This window comes from Nonlabens sp. Asnod2-A12 (assembly GCF_045063745.1).
Taxonomy (GTDB): Bacteria; Bacteroidota; Bacteroidia; order Flavobacteriales; family Flavobacteriaceae; genus Nonlabens; species Nonlabens xylanidelens.
Genome location: NZ_JBEFOB010000003.1, coordinates 2,775,001 through 2,789,915, shown reverse-complemented (window position 1 = coordinate 2,789,915; position 14,915 = coordinate 2,775,001). Strand labels below are relative to the sequence as shown.

Here is a 14,915-nt window from a genome sequence, read left to right as displayed (position 1 = left end):
TATATTCTTTTAAGAATATTAGTCTTTAAGTAATCCTCTAGAGATTACTATTTTTTGAATCTCGCTAGTACCTTCATAAATCTGAGTGATTTTTGCATCTCTCATTAAACGTTCTACGTGATATTCTTTAACAAAACCATTACCTCCATGCACTTGCACCGCTTCTACAGACACGTCCATTGCAGTTTGTGAAGCAAAAAGTTTTGCCATAGCACCACTCATATCATAATTACGTCCTTGATCTTTATCCCAGGCACTTTGCATAACTAGATGACGAGCAGCAGTAATATTAGTGTGCATATCTGCTAGTTTAAAAGCAATAGCTTGGTGATTACAGATCTCAGTACCAAATGCTTTTCTCACCTTAGAATAATCTCTAGCTAGCTCATAAGCACCAGACGCGATACCTAATGCCTGTGCAGCAATACCAATACGACCACCAGAAAGAGTTTTCATGGCAAATTTAAATCCAAAACCATCTTCTCCTATTCTATTTTCTTTAGGCACTTTAACATCATTGAAAATTAAAGAATGAGTATCACTACCACGTATTCCTAACTTATCTTCTTTTGCACCTACTTCAAAACCGTCCCAACCTTTTTCTACTATAAAAGCGTTGATACCTTTATGTTTTTTCTCTTTATCAGTTTGCGCGATTACAAGGTAAAAATCTGCGCTATTACCATTAGTAATCCAGTTTTTAGTTCCATTAAGTACATAATGGTCACCTTTATCTATAGCTGTAGTCTTTTGAGATGTAGCATCACTACCAGCTTCTGGCTCAGATAAACAAAAAGCTCCTATAGATTCTCCAGTAGTAAGCTTAGTTAGATATTTTTCCTTTTGAGCCTCTGTACCATATGTATCAAGACCCCAACATACTAATGAATTATTTACAGAAACGATTACTGATGCACTTGCGTCTATTTTAGAAAGCTCTTCCATCACTAGTACATAAGAAATAGTATCCATACCACCACCACCATACTTAGGAGAAGCCATCATACCTAGAAAACCTAGCTCACCCATTTTCTTAACCTGCTCAGCAGGAAATCTTTGAAGATTATCTCTTTCTATAACTCCAGGTAAAAGCTCTGTTCTTGCAAAATCTCTTGCAGCATCTCTTATCATTAGATGCTCTTCTGTTAGGCCAAAATCCATTTATTCTTGTATTTTTTTAGTTATTTTTCCGTTTTGCAAATCTAATGTTATTCTACACCATTTTCAACACCTTTAACTTATGAATCATCAGTACTATAACGTTTTAGGAGTAATGTCCGGAACTTCCCTAGACGGCATAGACATCGCACACATTACATTAGTACGCAAAGATGTCTGGAGCTTTCAAATTCACAGTGCAGAAACTATAGCCTACACGCCATCGATGAAACAAAAACTAGCCGAGGCTATTCACTTTGATCCTGCGGCAATAAAAGAACTAAATGAAGAATACACTGAGTATTTAGGTAACACAATAAATACCTTTATCACTAATAATCAAATCAAAGAAATAGTAGCCGTTTGTTCTCACGGTCATACCATTTTTCATAAACCACAAGAAAAATATACGCTACAAATAGGTAATCTTCCTCATCTAGCTAAAATTATTAAAGAACGCGTGGTATGCGATTTTAGAGTACAAGATGTAGAATTACATGGGCAGGGAGCACCATTAGTACCCATAGGCGATCGTTTATTATTTGGAAATTACGACTACTGTCTTAACCTAGGCGGATTTGCAAACCTGAGTTTTGAAAAACACACGCAAAGAATCGCTTATGACATATGCCCTGTAAATGTTGTTCTCAATCACTATTCCCTAAAATTAGGTAAAGAGTATGATGCAGGTGGCGCTTTCGCGAAAGCGGGAAAAATTCAAACACCTCAGTTAAAATTATTAAATCAACTAGCATTTTATCAAGAAGTCGCCCCTAAATCCCTAGGCATGGAATGGGTGAATGAACACATTTTTAAGATCCTAGACTCTATTCAAACCATAGATGCTATAGCTACATTCACAGAACACGTTGCAATTCAAATAGCAAACCAATTACAAGATAAAAAAACATTACTAATCACTGGTGGCGGCGCTTTCAACACTTATTTAATAGATTCTCTAAAGAAACATACAGCGGTAAAAATCACCATTCCAGAAGATGAAATTGTAGAAAATAAGGAAGCTTTAATATTTGCCTTACTAGGCATTTTAAAATTGCGCAACACAAACAACTGTTTATCAAGTGTTACTGGAGCAAATAAAGACCATAGTAGCGGCGTTATCTACGTACCTTAAGAAATTGTAAAAAAGTAGATTTCCAATTGTCACTATATTATATTTGTGCAAACTAATCTAGCTAAATGAAAGAACTACTTAAACGTTATGAAAACGCGAGTCCCGAAATCGTTTTCCACTGGAATGATCCAGAAACAGATGCCGAAGGATGGACAGTTATTAATAGTTTACGTGGTGGTGCAGCAGGTGGTGGTACTAGAATGAGAAAAGGACTTGATAAAAACGAGGTGCTTTCTCTAGCAAAAACAATGGAAATAAAGTTTACAGTTTCTGGTCCAGCAATAGGTGGAGCAAAATCTGGAATTAACTTTGACCCACAAGACCCTCGTAAAAAAGGCGTTCTAGAAAGATGGTACAAAGCAGTATCTCCATTATTAAAAAGTTATTATGGTACCGGTGGAGACCTTAACGTAGATGAAATTCACGAGGTTATACCTATGACAGAAGATTGTGGAGTATGGCACCCACAAGAAGGTGTTTTTACCGGACATTTCTCTCCTAGTGAAGCAGATAAAATTAATCGCATCGGACAATTGCGTCAGGGTGTAATTAAAGTTATAGAAAACCCTACATTTTCTCCAGACGTTTCTAGAAAATATACTGTTGCAGACATGATCACCGGCTATGGTGTTGCAGAGGCCGTAAAGCATTTCTATGATATTTATGGTGGTAACGTAAAAGGAAAACGCGCGGTTGTTCAAGGATTTGGTAATGTAGGTAGCTCTGCTGCTTTTTACCTTTCTCAAATGGGAGCAAAAATAGTAGGAATTATAGATCGCGCTGGCGGTTTGATTAATGAAGATGGTTTTAGCCATGAAGAGATTACCCAATTATTTTTAAATAAGGACGGAAACACTCTTAAGGCAAAAAATCTTATACCTTTTGAAGAAGTAAATGATCGCATCTGGAAAATCAAAACTGAGATTTTTGCTCCTTGTGCGGCTTCTAGATTAATATCTCAAGATCAAATAGATCAAATGATCGCATCTGGATTAGAGGTTATTTCTTGTGGTGCAAATGTTCCGTTTGCAGACAAGGAAATTTTCTTCGGCTCTATTATGGAGCATACAGATGAGCAAGTTAGTTTAATCCCTGACTTTATCTCTAATTGTGGTATGGCTAGAGTATTTGCCTACTTCATGGAGCGTCGTGTACAAATGACCGACGAAGCAATTTTTAATGATACTAGCATGACTATACGTAATGCTATTCAGAATACTTTTAATAATAACAGTTCAAAAAAACAAATCAGTTCTACTGCATTTGAAATAGCACTTAAACAATTAGTTTGATGAAATACTTTTTAGGTAATAGTCCCAAGTGGTTTAAATTAACCATGATATTTTTCTTAATCTTTAACGTGATCGGTTACTTTGCACTAAGCGGTATGGTCATGGGATGGGTTTTCATTGCAGAATTTATTTTCTGTCTAGCGATGGCATTAAAATGTTACCCACTACAATCTGGTGGTCTACTAGCCATACAAGTTTTAGTTTTAGGGTTAACGCACCCTATGTATAAAATAGACCACGACACACACAAGCCTGTTCTGGATGAGCTAGGTAATCATGTGCTGGGTGGTGTATATGCAGAGGTTGCTCAAAACCTAGAGGTAATTCTTCTTCTGGTATTCATGGTAGCAGGTATCTACTTCATGAAACCTCTATTAATGTACATCTTTGTAAAACTTTTTACTAAGATTAAATCAAAAATAGTTCTATCACTAGTATTCCTCTTATTAAGTGCGATTCTATCTGCTTTCTTAGATGCTCTTACTGTGACAGCTGTATTAATAAGTGTAGGTATAGGTTTCTATAATGTATATCACACTATTCATTCTAGTGATCTAGATTTAGATAAAGACAACAAATTAGATAGAGAACAATTAAGTGGTGAAACTCTTGAACAGTTCCGTGCTTTCTTACGTAGTTTAGTAATGCACGGTGTTGTAGGTACTGCACTAGGTGGTGTTTGTACAATAGTAGGAGAACCTCAAAACCTATTGATAGGTTCTAAAATGGGTTGGGATTTCATTGAATTCTTTAAAGTAATGTCTATTATAACTATGCCTGTACTCGTTGCCGGTGTATTGACAACTGTCTTTTTAGAAACGACTAAAACTTTTGGTTTTGGTCAAAAAATGCCTCCTGTAGTAAGATCTATTATTGAAGGATGGATGGAAAAAAGAGATGCAGAAAGAACTAGTAAAGAAAAATATGCATTAGTTGTACAAGGTATATCTGCTGTTTTATTAATTGCCGCTCTTGCATTACACCTTGCCCCAGTAGGATTTATAGGACTAGGATTAATAGTGATTCAAACTGCATTTATGGGTATCACTGACGAGCACAGTCTAGGTAAAGCATTTGAAGAAGCATTACCTTTTACAGGTTTATTAGTTGTTTTCTTTGTAATCGTTGCTATGATACATGATCAACACTTATTTGCTCCTATTATAAAATGGGCATTAAGCCAGGACGCATCTAGTCAGCCAGCAATATTTTACCTTGCAAATGGTTTCTTAAGTATGATCTCAGACAATGTTTTTGTTGCAACCGTATATATTAACGAGGTTAGTAACGCTTATACTGCAGGAACTATCACAAGAGAACAGTATGAACATCTAGCAGTAGCTATTAACACAGGTACTAACCTGCCTAGTGTTGCAACACCTAATGGTCAGGCGGCATTCTTATTCTTACTGACATCTGCACTAGCACCTCTTATCAATTTATCATATGGTAAAATGGTGAAAATGGCTTTACCTTATACTATTGTATTGACACTAGTAGGATTAGGTTGTGTAGTATACTTTTTATAATAAAAGAGTATTATTGTAAGAGATTGTTGTGATCTCGCTTTCGCGAAAGCGGAACATTTAAAATTAAAACGCAATTTAAAAGGCAATGAAACGCCCTTAAATTGCGTTAACAACCATACAAATTACTTAATTAATGAGCCTACTTTTTCAAGAAACCGCAGACGTTACCACAGAGGCAGCACCTCTAGTAAACGAACAATCTGAATCTTTGCTAGGATTAATTACCGCTGGTGGACCATCTGGAACTATCATTATAGCTGTATTAATTCTTTTGTTATTTTTTGCTTTGTACATTTATTTTGAGCGACTTATGAAAATAAGATCTAGTTCTAAAATAGACAGCTCATTCATGCTTAACATTAAAGACCATATCTCTAATGGTAGACTAGACAGTGCAAAAATGCTTTGTGCAAAAGAAGATTCTCCAGTAGCAAGACTGACTGAAAAAGGTATAAGCCGTATAGGCTCACCTCTAGAAGATATCAATAGTGCGATAGAAAACGCTGGTAAATTAGAGGTTTACAAATTAGAGAAAAACGTGAGCATGCTAGCAACTATTGCAGGTGCCGCACCTATGATAGGATTCTTAGGTACCGTTATCGGTATGGTATTAGCCTTTAAAACACTAGCAGATGCTGGTGGTAGTGCAGACATGGGAAGTCTAGCTGGTGGTATTTATACAGCTATGATTACTACAGTCGCTGGTCTTATAGTAGGAATCGTTGCTTATATAGGTTACAATCATCTAGTTGTAAAAACTGACAAGGTGGTACACCAGATGGAAGAGAATGCATCTGACTTCTTAGATCTATTAAACGAACCTGCTTAATTATGAATTTAAGAGGTAGAAATAAAGTTAGTCCAGAATTCTCGATGTCGTCCATGACTGATATCGTGTTTTTACTTTTGGTATTCTTTTTGCTCACATCTCCATCTATAACTCCAGAAGCTCTGGACCTATTATTACCTAGTGCTGGCGGTAAAACATCTACACAAGGTAAGGTAACTGTAAGCATCTCTAAAGAAGGTGTGTACTATGTAGATGCAACACAGGCAACAGAAGAAGATCTAGAAAGTAGAATATTGAACACCTTACAAGGCAAGGAAAAACCTACTATCATGTTGCGATCTGACAAAGACGCTGCAGTTAGTTACTCTGTCAAAGTAATGGATATTGCAAATAGGAATAAAATTCAAATAGTCCTGGCGGTCAAAAACAATTAAACATGAGTTACTTAAAGACAAAAGAACAAAAGATATCTGCAGGAATAAGTACTCTACTTATTCTGATGCTTATTCTCGTATTCAGATTTGTCTCTGTAATTAATGTAATTGAACCACCAGAAGATGCAGGTATCGCTATCAACTTTGGTAACACAGCTGTAGGATCTGGACCTGTTGAACCGGCAAAACCAACTAAAGTAGCCCCAGAGTCTAAACCAGAAGTGGTTGAACAACAAGAAACGCCGCAATCTGAAAATATAGTCACACAAGAAAATACAGACGCACCTACGGTAGAATCAAATCCTGATGCAAAACCAGATCCGAAGCCTGTAACTAAACCAGTCACCAAACCTGTAAAACCTAAGCCAGAACCTAAACCAGATTCTTCAGTATTAGATGCTTTAAATAGTGTCGCAGGAGCAGAAACTGTAGATGGAGAAACTAGCACAGGACAAGGTCCTGGAGACGGTCCTGGTAATAAAGGAGACATTAATGGAGATCCTTATGCAAACACGTATTATGGAGCACCTGGCAGCGGACAAGGCGGTAAAGGATATGGATTAAATGGTCGCGGTAAAGTTGCTGGTAGCGGCGTTACTCCTGACTGTTTTGAAAGTGGTAAAGTAATCGTAGAGATTCATGTAGATCGATCTGGAAAGGTTACACAAGCATTCCCAGGTAAGAAAGGAACCACAAATAAAGCAAATTGTTTATTGCAAGCAGCAAAACAAAGTGCTATGACTTATAAATTTAGCCCTGCACCTAAAGCCCAGCCTACACAAGTAGGGTTTATAGAAGTCATATTTAAAGTAGGAGAATAACATTGCTTACTTATAAAGAAACCCTAGACTGGCTATTCTCACAGCTACCTATGTATCAAAGAGCTGGAAAAGCAGCCTATAAAGCCGATTTACAAAACACCATAAACCTAGATAATTATCTAGGTAACCCTCATAAAGCATATAAAACAATACACCTAGCAGGTACTAATGGTAAGGGATCTACCAGCCACATGATTGCTAGCGTATTACAAGAAGCTGGTTACAAAGTAGGCTTATACACATCACCACATCTCAAGGATTTTAGAGAACGCATAAGGATAAACGGTAAAATGTGTACCGAACAGTTTGTAATAGATTTTATCCACAAACATCAAACATTCTTTAAGAACAACCAACTATCATTTTTTGAAATGACCGTAGGCATGGCTTTTCAATACTTTAAAGAAGAGAATGTTGATATAGCTGTTATAGAAACAGGTCTAGGTGGTAGACTAGACTCTACTAATATCATCACTCCTATTATCAGTGCTATTACTAATATAGATAAAGATCATACTGCTATTTTAGGTAATACTTATTCTAAAATAGCAATAGAAAAAGCAGGTATTATTAAAAATTCTGTACCGGTAGTTATAGGTGAAAAAAGAAGCTACTTAAAACAGCTATTCACCCAAATTGCTAATGAGCTAGACAGCCCTATACATATCATAGACCATAGAACAACGAGCTTACCAACAGATCTTAAAGGCAATTATCAAAAGTCAAATGTAAGAGTTGCGAGTAAAATGATAGAGTTAATTAGTCCAACACACTTCACTATTACAAAAGAACACACAAGCAAAGGTTTACTGAGCGTGGCCCACAATACAGGATTAAGGGGCAGATATGATATAATTAACGAGCGTCCTAAAACAATATTAGATACCGCACATAATGTAGCAGGAATAAATCTATTGATAAATCAGGTAAAAAAGGAGTCATTTCAAGAATTACACATAGTTTTAGGAATGGTAAGCGATAAAGATGCGGATAGTGTTATCCAACTTTTACCCAAAAATGCCACATATTACATCTCAACACCAAATATTCCTCGAGGAATGAAAAAAAATATTTTAAGTTCTCATTTAAATAATCACGACTTACCCAACACCATCTTTACTACTCTAAATCAGGCATTTGAAACTGCAAAAACAGCTGCAAAACATGAAGATTTGATCCTTGTAACTGGTAGTACATTTGTTATTTCAGAAATAATTTAAAAAAAACTTCCAAAAATTCTTTGTGTTCCAAAAAAGGGTCGTATATTTGCAACCGCTTAGGGCGCTTAGCTCAGTTGGTTCAGAGCACTTGGTTTACACCCAAGGGGTCAGGGGTTCGAATCCCTTAGCGCCCACAAAAGGTCTTCAGAAATGAAGACCTTTTTTTTATGCAATAAATTTAAGCAGAAACAAGCTTAAATTAGCAGCATGAAAAATTCATTAAAATCAATCATCTTATACTATTGATTTACTCTTTCCAAAATAGATCACAACCGATTCCATAAGAAACACCCATAAAGGCTTACAGCAGCTTTTAAGCAATGTATTCACTTAAAAGAAAGGTATGCGTTAAAATAGAAAGTAAGACCTCTAAAGAGCTTAACACAGCGCAAAAACATAAAACTCATCAAGTAGAATCTCAAAGGGCAGTAACCACAAGAATATCATGAGTTAAATCAGCTGTAAAAACTCATTATCGTCTTCATTTAACATATATAAGAAACTACAAGTTGATTTTACTTAAATCAATTAAACAAACATTATCTATTTATTTAGAATGATGAAGAAAGAATAATAATCAAAGAAATATAGACACATCTAAATTCTCGTCACTACAGTCTTTGAAACAAGAATAATGTACGTGCTGTTCCTTGTATCTTTTCAGATTTAATCAAATTAAAATACTTTTGATACGCTTTCGCGAAAGCAGAAATAGTATAATCATCAAATAAATGACGAGCCTCTCGCTTACTATTTAGAATAAATTCAACCCAACTATCCTCTCTATCTGGGAATTCAATAATTAAGTATTTAGAAAGCTGCGAAAAATATTGAGCACTCATTTCAAATGGAACGTTTCCACTTAAAGTAATATGATGAATTAAAGCTAACGCCATGCTCAAATCTGGTGCAAAATCAATAACTCTAGAATTAAAAGAAGCTCTCTCCTGGTTATTAAACCCTATTGCTGGAGATGGTTGCAACAGATCATTTACCAAACATGTTAACTTACTAGAATCATTTTTAATGTGTTCTAGATAACATTGATCAATAGCAGGCTGATCTATATCACACACTATGAGTTGATCTATCTGTGGTAATAATTCTTTACCAAACGTACCGTCGTTACCACCTAGATCAATAACCTTTTTGGAATTTAATTCTTTATTCCATTTGACAATAAGATCTTTCTTAAACTCAAAAGACTTCCTATTATAGTTGGTCTCAGAATAATATTTAGACCACTCTGTGTTCTCCTTGGATTCCATACCATCTATATACATCTCCAGGGCAGATAGCATTTTTATCTGTCTAGCTTTACTAAGATCCACAGATCGGTCAGATCCACCTTCTTTATTATCATTTTCTGCTTCAGATTTAGATAATAAATAAATATGACTGTAAACCGTAGGGTTAAATCTACTAATAAAAGGTAATTGCCTTTTTACCACATTAAGATCAATACCATTGATAGAATGTTGTAGAGTTTTCAAATGTAAACTTCCATGGTACTGAGCAAGTAAAAGAGGCCCAAAAAAATGCTCATTAAACTGTTTGAGCCCTCTCCATGGCGTATTTATTTTATATTGCTCTATACTAAGAGTATCTATAAAGATTGCCTTTCCCTTTTGAAACGTTACATTAAAGGCAGTGGCATCTTTAAGGGAAAAATTATTCTCTAATAACCATATTTGCAATCTGAGAGTTAATTGCGCAGCATGTTTATATTGTGTAAAACTCCACTCATACGGATAAGTAATGAAATCTAATTGCACTGGCTCTAGTACAATTCTACTAGAATCAGAAGATATTTCCTTATGTCGGACTAACCATTTTTTATCAAATAGAGAATTATATATACCTGCAGACACCGCGGCTTTATACTCATCAAAAAATACCGGATTAATCTGTCTATAGACTTTATTATTCTCTTTAAAAATAAATCCAGAAGGATCTCTATATGATGAAGGGTGTCTCAATATTACTTAATTTCAGAGTCTTTGTTGTAATTACTTTCAAAACTACTCTCCTTTGCCGCTTTTCTTAAACCGAACCAACCCTTTATAATAGTAATAACTTTTTTGTAAAACAAAACAAAACCTGCTAGTGCTGCAATAGCTCCCTGAGCAATCATCATTCCAAGACCAGCATCAAAATAGAGTAAATTATTCATACTGCAATTTACTTAAAAATAAACATCTTATAGTAATGTTGCCACTTGAACATTAATCCACTCTAGAAAACGCTCATCAGATTCATTAAAAGCATTTATAGTATTACTATCTATATCGATCTGACCGATATTTTTACCATCTTTAAACATGGGAATAACTACCTCACTTTTCACATGAATACTACAAGCAATATAATTATCCTGCGCATGCACATCTTCGACAACAAAATTAGAGTTAGAGACAGCTACTTGTCCGCAAATACCTTTACCAAATGGTATTACTAAGTGGTCTGTCGGTATCCCTGCCTGGCTCCAAAGATGCAAGGTAGGCTCAGACTGATGAGCCATATAAAAACCTACCCAGTTATATGTATCGATATTACTCTGTAGTAGATCACAAATTGATTGCATAGTTTTCTTAACATCAACATTATTATTTATAATATCTGTAATTTGAGGTTTTAAGGTATCTAAATTCATATTCTAACTTTAATTAAAAGCAAAGCTAGTATTTGGTTTCCTTATAATAACTAAATTTGTGTAAAATAAATCTATTTGGAAACATTAAAACCTTATTATCCTATATTCAAGTTTGTTGCTGTTTTTTTCGGTATATACATTCTGCTTTCAATAAGTTACTATCTGTTTTTAAATTGGGATTGGAGTAGTTACAACTATCCAGACCCTATAACTTCACAAATAGCACATCAAACTAAAAGAATTCTCAACTTAATAGGACATCAAGCAGAAACCATCAATTCACCAAAGCATCCATCTGTAATTATGTTTATAAATGAAATGAGAATTTACAGAGTGATAGAAGGTTGTAATGCGGTAAGCGTAATGATATTATTTACATCATTTATCATTGCTTTTGCTCAAGGCTTGAAGAAAACACTTTTATTTATATTATTTGGAATAGTCTTTATATACATAGTTAATTTAATTAGATTAGTACTGTTGGCATTAATATATGTATCCTATAAAGAACATGCACATTTTGCTCATGAAATAATATTCCCAACTATTATCTACGGTGCTGTTATCGCACTATGGCTATACTGGATCAAACATATTAAAAATGCGTAAAGTCCAGATGATTATCTCCGTTTCTCTATTAATCGTAGCATTGATATCAGTAAGAGTTTTTGAATCAAATTTATTTTACGATCCTTTCAATTTTTACTTCAAAAGTAACTTTCAAAATTTACCAATCCCTGATTTTAACATAGTACGATTAACATATTCACTAACACTACGCTTTCTAATCAATCTAACAATCTCTTTAAGTATTATATGGGTATTATTTAAAAATAAAACTTATCTCAAAGCATCTCTCTGGGTTAATTTCACCTTTTTTGTAATTCTTCTAACAAGCTTCATAATATTTTCAGAATTTGAAAGTAATTGGATTAAAATGCTATTATTCTACATTAGAAGGTTTCTGATTCACCCAATATTTTTATTGATTTTGGTACCTGGATTTTATTTTATTCAATTCAAAAAAACACAAATCAAATAAATTACTATACAATTGTTCTAGTAATTCAATTTAGAAGATATTCTTGTATCAACTGAATAAATTCAAATCAAAAAGAACTTAGTCTGTAGATTATTGATTTCAAAAACTTCTATAAAATTCCAACTCTTTTAACTAAAAGCCGCTAACTAGTATCTTAAAGCTTATTTTAATACACGTAAAATAAATATCAACACGAAAAACAAAACACACTTTTCATATGGTCGAAGATGGTTTCAAATTAAAAGATAATAAAGACTTTAAATATTAATTTTAAACAGCTTAAGGCTATACAAATTGGCAATAAAAGTGTAATATTTATTCAAAAAGGATTACAATCTTTAAAAACTTTTGGTATATCATGTTGAAATATCTAATAAAACTAATCTAATAGCTAATAATTTTAATATAACAAATATGATATCTAATTATAGATTTGATTTCATTTAGATCATGACAGCTGTAACAAACAATTTAAGCGATCTAAACAATGTCAACAAATTAATCAATACTCAAGTTGACAAAATATTCAATCAACCGAATAAATGTTATTTGTACCTAGTCATTAATGAAAGGGTTAATCCTGTTAACAACCCAACACACCCACTCTTTTTTTTATAATGAAGTCTTGACAGTAATAACCCTAGATGAACAAACTCATAACATTATTCATTCTAGCACGGACATGTATAAACAAAAAAAACCCTTGTCTAATTGACAAGGGTTTAAAAGAAGGCGGCGACATACTCTCCCACAAATAGCAGTACCATTGTATATTTGCAGCCGCTTAGGAAAACAGCTAAATGTTTAACGAGGCAAATGTTCTTCAGATAGGTTAAAAGATCAGTTAGTGAGTCGTGAAGATTTGCAGTAAGATTTTAGCTAAGGTATTTGAAGGAGTTCATTGAGATATTGACAGCACAAAAAAAAGATTTATTGTTTTAATAACAGTAGGTTAAAAAAATAAGATAGACACAAAGCTAATTGAGTGGTTTCGATAAAGTCATATAATTAAATGATCTTTAAAAGATTCGACGATGAAGAGTTTGATCCTGGCTCAGGATGAACGCTAGCGGCAGGCCTAACACATGCAAGTCGAGGGGCAGCATTTCTAGCTTGCTAGAAGATGGCGACCGGCGCACGGGTGCGTAACGCGTATACAATCTACCTATTACTGAGGGATAGCCCGAAGAAATTTGGATTAAGACCTCATAGTATTATTAAGCTGCATGGTTTGATAATTAAAGGTTACGGTAATAGATGAGTATGCGTCCTATTAGCTAGATGGTAAGGTAACGGCTTACCATGGCTACGATAGGTAGGGGTCCTGAGAGGGAGATCCCCCACACTGGTACTGAGACACGGACCAGACTCCTACGGGAGGCAGCAGTGAGGAATATTGGACAATGGGCGGAAGCCTGATCCAGCCATGCCGCGTGTAGGAAGACGGCCCTATGGGTTGTAAACTACTTTTGTACGGGAAGAAATATATCTACGTGTAGATATTTGACGGTACCGTAAGAATAAGCACCGGCTAACTCCGTGCCAGCAGCCGCGGTAATACGGAGGGTGCAAGCGTTATCCGGAATCATTGGGTTTAAAGGGTCCGTAGGCGGGCTAATAAGTCAGTGGTGAAATGCAGGGGCTTAACTCCGGCACTGCCATTGATACTGTTAGTCTTGAATTATTGTGAAGTGGTTAGAATATGTAGTGTAGCGGTGAAATGCTTAGATATTACATAGAATACCAATTGCGAAGGCAGATCACTAACAATATATTGACGCTGATGGACGAAAGCGTGGGTAGCGAACAGGATTAGATACCCTGGTAGTCCACGCCGTAAACGATGGTTACTAGCTGTTTGGTACGATTGAGTACTGAGTGGCCAAGCGAAAGTGATAAGTAACCCACCTGGGGAGTACGTTCGCAAGAATGAAACTCAAAGGAATTGACGGGGGCCCGCACAAGCGGTGGAGCATGTGGTTTAATTCGATGATACGCGAGGAACCTTACCAGGGCTTAAATGCATATTGACAGGTTTAGAAATAGACTTTTCTTCGGACAATTTGCAAGGTGCTGCATGGTTGTCGTCAGCTCGTGCCGTGAGGTGTCAGGTTAAGTCCTATAACGAGCGCAACCCCTATTACTAGTTGCCAGCGAGTCAAGTCGGGGACTCTAGTGAGACTGCCGGTGCAAACCGTGAGGAAGGTGGGGATGACGTCAAATCATCACGGCCCTTACGTCCTGGGCCACACACGTGCTACAATGGTAGGGACAGAGAGCAGCCACTTCGTGAGAAGGAGCGAATCTTCAAACCCTATCTCAGTTCGGATCGTAGTCTGCAACTCGACTACGTGAAGCTGGAATCGCTAGTAATCGCATATCAGCCATGATGCGGTGAATACGTTCCCGGGCCTTGTACACACCGCCCGTCAAGCCATGGAAGCTGGGGGTGCCTGAAGTCGGTGACCGCAAGGAGCTGCCTAGGGTAAAACCGGTAACTGGGGCTAAGTCGTAACAAGGTAGCCGTACCGGAAGGTGCGGCTGGAACACCTCCTTTCTGGAGTTCTTGAAATAACAGAACTACAAAAGTGATTTATGAAAGATTGCTTAATTAGCGTGTTTATTTATAAAGTTGTCAATAAAAGAAGTCGCAAGACCTACTCTTCGGAGTTATAGTCTCATAGCTCAGCTGGTTAGAGCGCTACACTGATAATGTAGAGGTCGGCAGTTCGAGTCTGCCTGAGACTACAATAATGATTTATCATAATTGTTCATTTAAATTATATAGGAAATTTTAGACGTTGAGAATTCAAAGCGCCTTATTAGATATTTTGAATTGAC

The 14,915-nt window shown here is 35.8% G+C and carries 13 protein-coding genes, 2 tRNA genes and 1 rRNA gene; 12 read left to right on the top strand and 4 right to left on the bottom strand.

Annotation, left to right across the window (positions count from 1 at the left end; translation table 11 throughout):
- Positions 1-18 precede the first annotated feature (18 nt).
- Positions 19-1,161 (bottom strand): acyl-CoA dehydrogenase, encoded by a 1,143-nt coding sequence (locus ACJJVJ_RS12690; RefSeq protein ID WP_405370695.1) that lies wholly within the window; start codon positions 1,159-1,161, stop codon positions 19-21.
- A 79-nt stretch (positions 1,162-1,240) separates the two neighbouring features.
- Between ACJJVJ_RS12690 and ACJJVJ_RS12685 the strand changes: the two genes are divergently transcribed.
- The 8 genes from ACJJVJ_RS12685 (at position 1,241) to ACJJVJ_RS12650 (ending at position 8,513) form a co-directional block, all read left to right on the top strand.
- Entirely contained in the window at positions 1,241-2,293 is a 1,053-nt protein-coding gene (locus tag ACJJVJ_RS12685) for an anhydro-N-acetylmuramic acid kinase (RefSeq protein WP_405370693.1), read from the top strand.
- A 65-nt stretch (positions 2,294-2,358) separates the two neighbouring features.
- A complete protein-coding gene (locus ACJJVJ_RS12680; protein ID WP_104515802.1) occupies positions 2,359-3,585 on the top strand; it encodes a Glu/Leu/Phe/Val dehydrogenase dimerization domain-containing protein in 1,227 nt (408 codons plus the stop codon).
- On the top strand, positions 3,585-5,114 hold the full coding sequence (gene nhaB, locus ACJJVJ_RS12675) for a sodium/proton antiporter NhaB (protein WP_405370690.1): 1,530 nt from the start codon (positions 3,585-3,587) through the stop codon (positions 5,112-5,114). Before ACJJVJ_RS12680 ends, nhaB begins: the two co-directional genes overlap by 1 nt.
- A gap of 133 nt (positions 5,115-5,247) precedes the next feature.
- A complete protein-coding gene (locus ACJJVJ_RS12670) occupies positions 5,248-5,943 on the top strand; it encodes a MotA/TolQ/ExbB proton channel family protein (protein WP_104515804.1) in 696 nt (231 codons plus the stop codon).
- A 2-nt stretch (positions 5,944-5,945) separates the two neighbouring features.
- The gene (locus ACJJVJ_RS12665; RefSeq protein ID WP_104515805.1) at positions 5,946-6,338 is read left to right on the top strand and encodes a biopolymer transporter ExbD; all 393 of its coding nucleotides are present in this window, start codon (positions 5,946-5,948) and stop codon (positions 6,336-6,338) included.
- A 2-nt stretch (positions 6,339-6,340) separates the two neighbouring features.
- Positions 6,341-7,159: a hypothetical protein gene (locus ACJJVJ_RS12660; RefSeq protein WP_405370685.1), complete on the top strand. Its 819-nt coding sequence runs from the start codon at positions 6,341-6,343 to the stop codon at positions 7,157-7,159.
- A 50-nt stretch (positions 7,160-7,209) separates the two neighbouring features.
- Positions 7,210-8,379: a bifunctional folylpolyglutamate synthase/dihydrofolate synthase gene (locus tag ACJJVJ_RS12655; RefSeq protein ID WP_405371265.1), complete on the top strand. Its 1,170-nt coding sequence runs from the start codon at positions 7,210-7,212 to the stop codon at positions 8,377-8,379.
- Positions 8,380-8,438: 59 nt separating this feature from the next.
- Positions 8,439-8,513: transfer RNA gene (locus ACJJVJ_RS12650), tRNA-Val, on the top strand.
- A 477-nt stretch (positions 8,514-8,990) separates the two neighbouring features.
- Here ACJJVJ_RS12650 and ACJJVJ_RS12645 read toward each other — a convergent pair.
- The 3 genes from ACJJVJ_RS12645 to ACJJVJ_RS12635 are packed head-to-tail and all read right to left on the bottom strand — an operon-like array spanning position 8,991 to position 11,032.
- A complete protein-coding gene (locus ACJJVJ_RS12645) occupies positions 8,991-10,358 on the bottom strand; it encodes a class I SAM-dependent methyltransferase (RefSeq protein WP_405370684.1) in 1,368 nt (455 codons plus the stop codon).
- Positions 10,359-10,360: 2 nt separating this feature from the next.
- Positions 10,361-10,552: a hypothetical protein gene (locus tag ACJJVJ_RS12640; RefSeq protein ID WP_405370682.1), complete on the bottom strand. Its 192-nt coding sequence runs from the start codon at positions 10,550-10,552 to the stop codon at positions 10,361-10,363.
- A gap of 27 nt (positions 10,553-10,579) precedes the next feature.
- Positions 10,580-11,032, bottom strand: a complete 453-nt coding sequence (locus ACJJVJ_RS12635) for a GAF domain-containing protein (RefSeq protein WP_104515809.1) — start codon at positions 11,030-11,032, stop codon at positions 10,580-10,582.
- Positions 11,033-11,107: 75 nt separating this feature from the next.
- On the opposite strand from ACJJVJ_RS12635, the gene xrtF reads away from it, so the two are divergent.
- The 4 genes from xrtF to ACJJVJ_RS12615 all read left to right on the top strand — a co-directional run bounded on the left by xrtF (position 11,108) and on the right by ACJJVJ_RS12615 (position 14,822).
- On the top strand, positions 11,108-11,641 hold the full coding sequence (gene xrtF / locus ACJJVJ_RS12630; protein ID WP_405370680.1) for an exosortase family protein XrtF: 534 nt from the start codon (positions 11,108-11,110) through the stop codon (positions 11,639-11,641).
- Entirely contained in the window at positions 11,634-12,074 is a 441-nt protein-coding gene (locus tag ACJJVJ_RS12625) for an exosortase F system-associated membrane protein (RefSeq protein ID WP_405370678.1), read from the top strand. Before xrtF ends, ACJJVJ_RS12625 begins: the two co-directional genes overlap by 8 nt.
- 1,031 nt (positions 12,075-13,105) lie before the next feature.
- Positions 13,106-14,631, top strand: a 16S ribosomal RNA gene (locus tag ACJJVJ_RS12620).
- A 117-nt stretch (positions 14,632-14,748) separates the two neighbouring features.
- A tRNA-Ile gene (locus ACJJVJ_RS12615) sits at positions 14,749-14,822 on the top strand.
- Positions 14,823-14,915 lie beyond the last annotated feature (93 nt).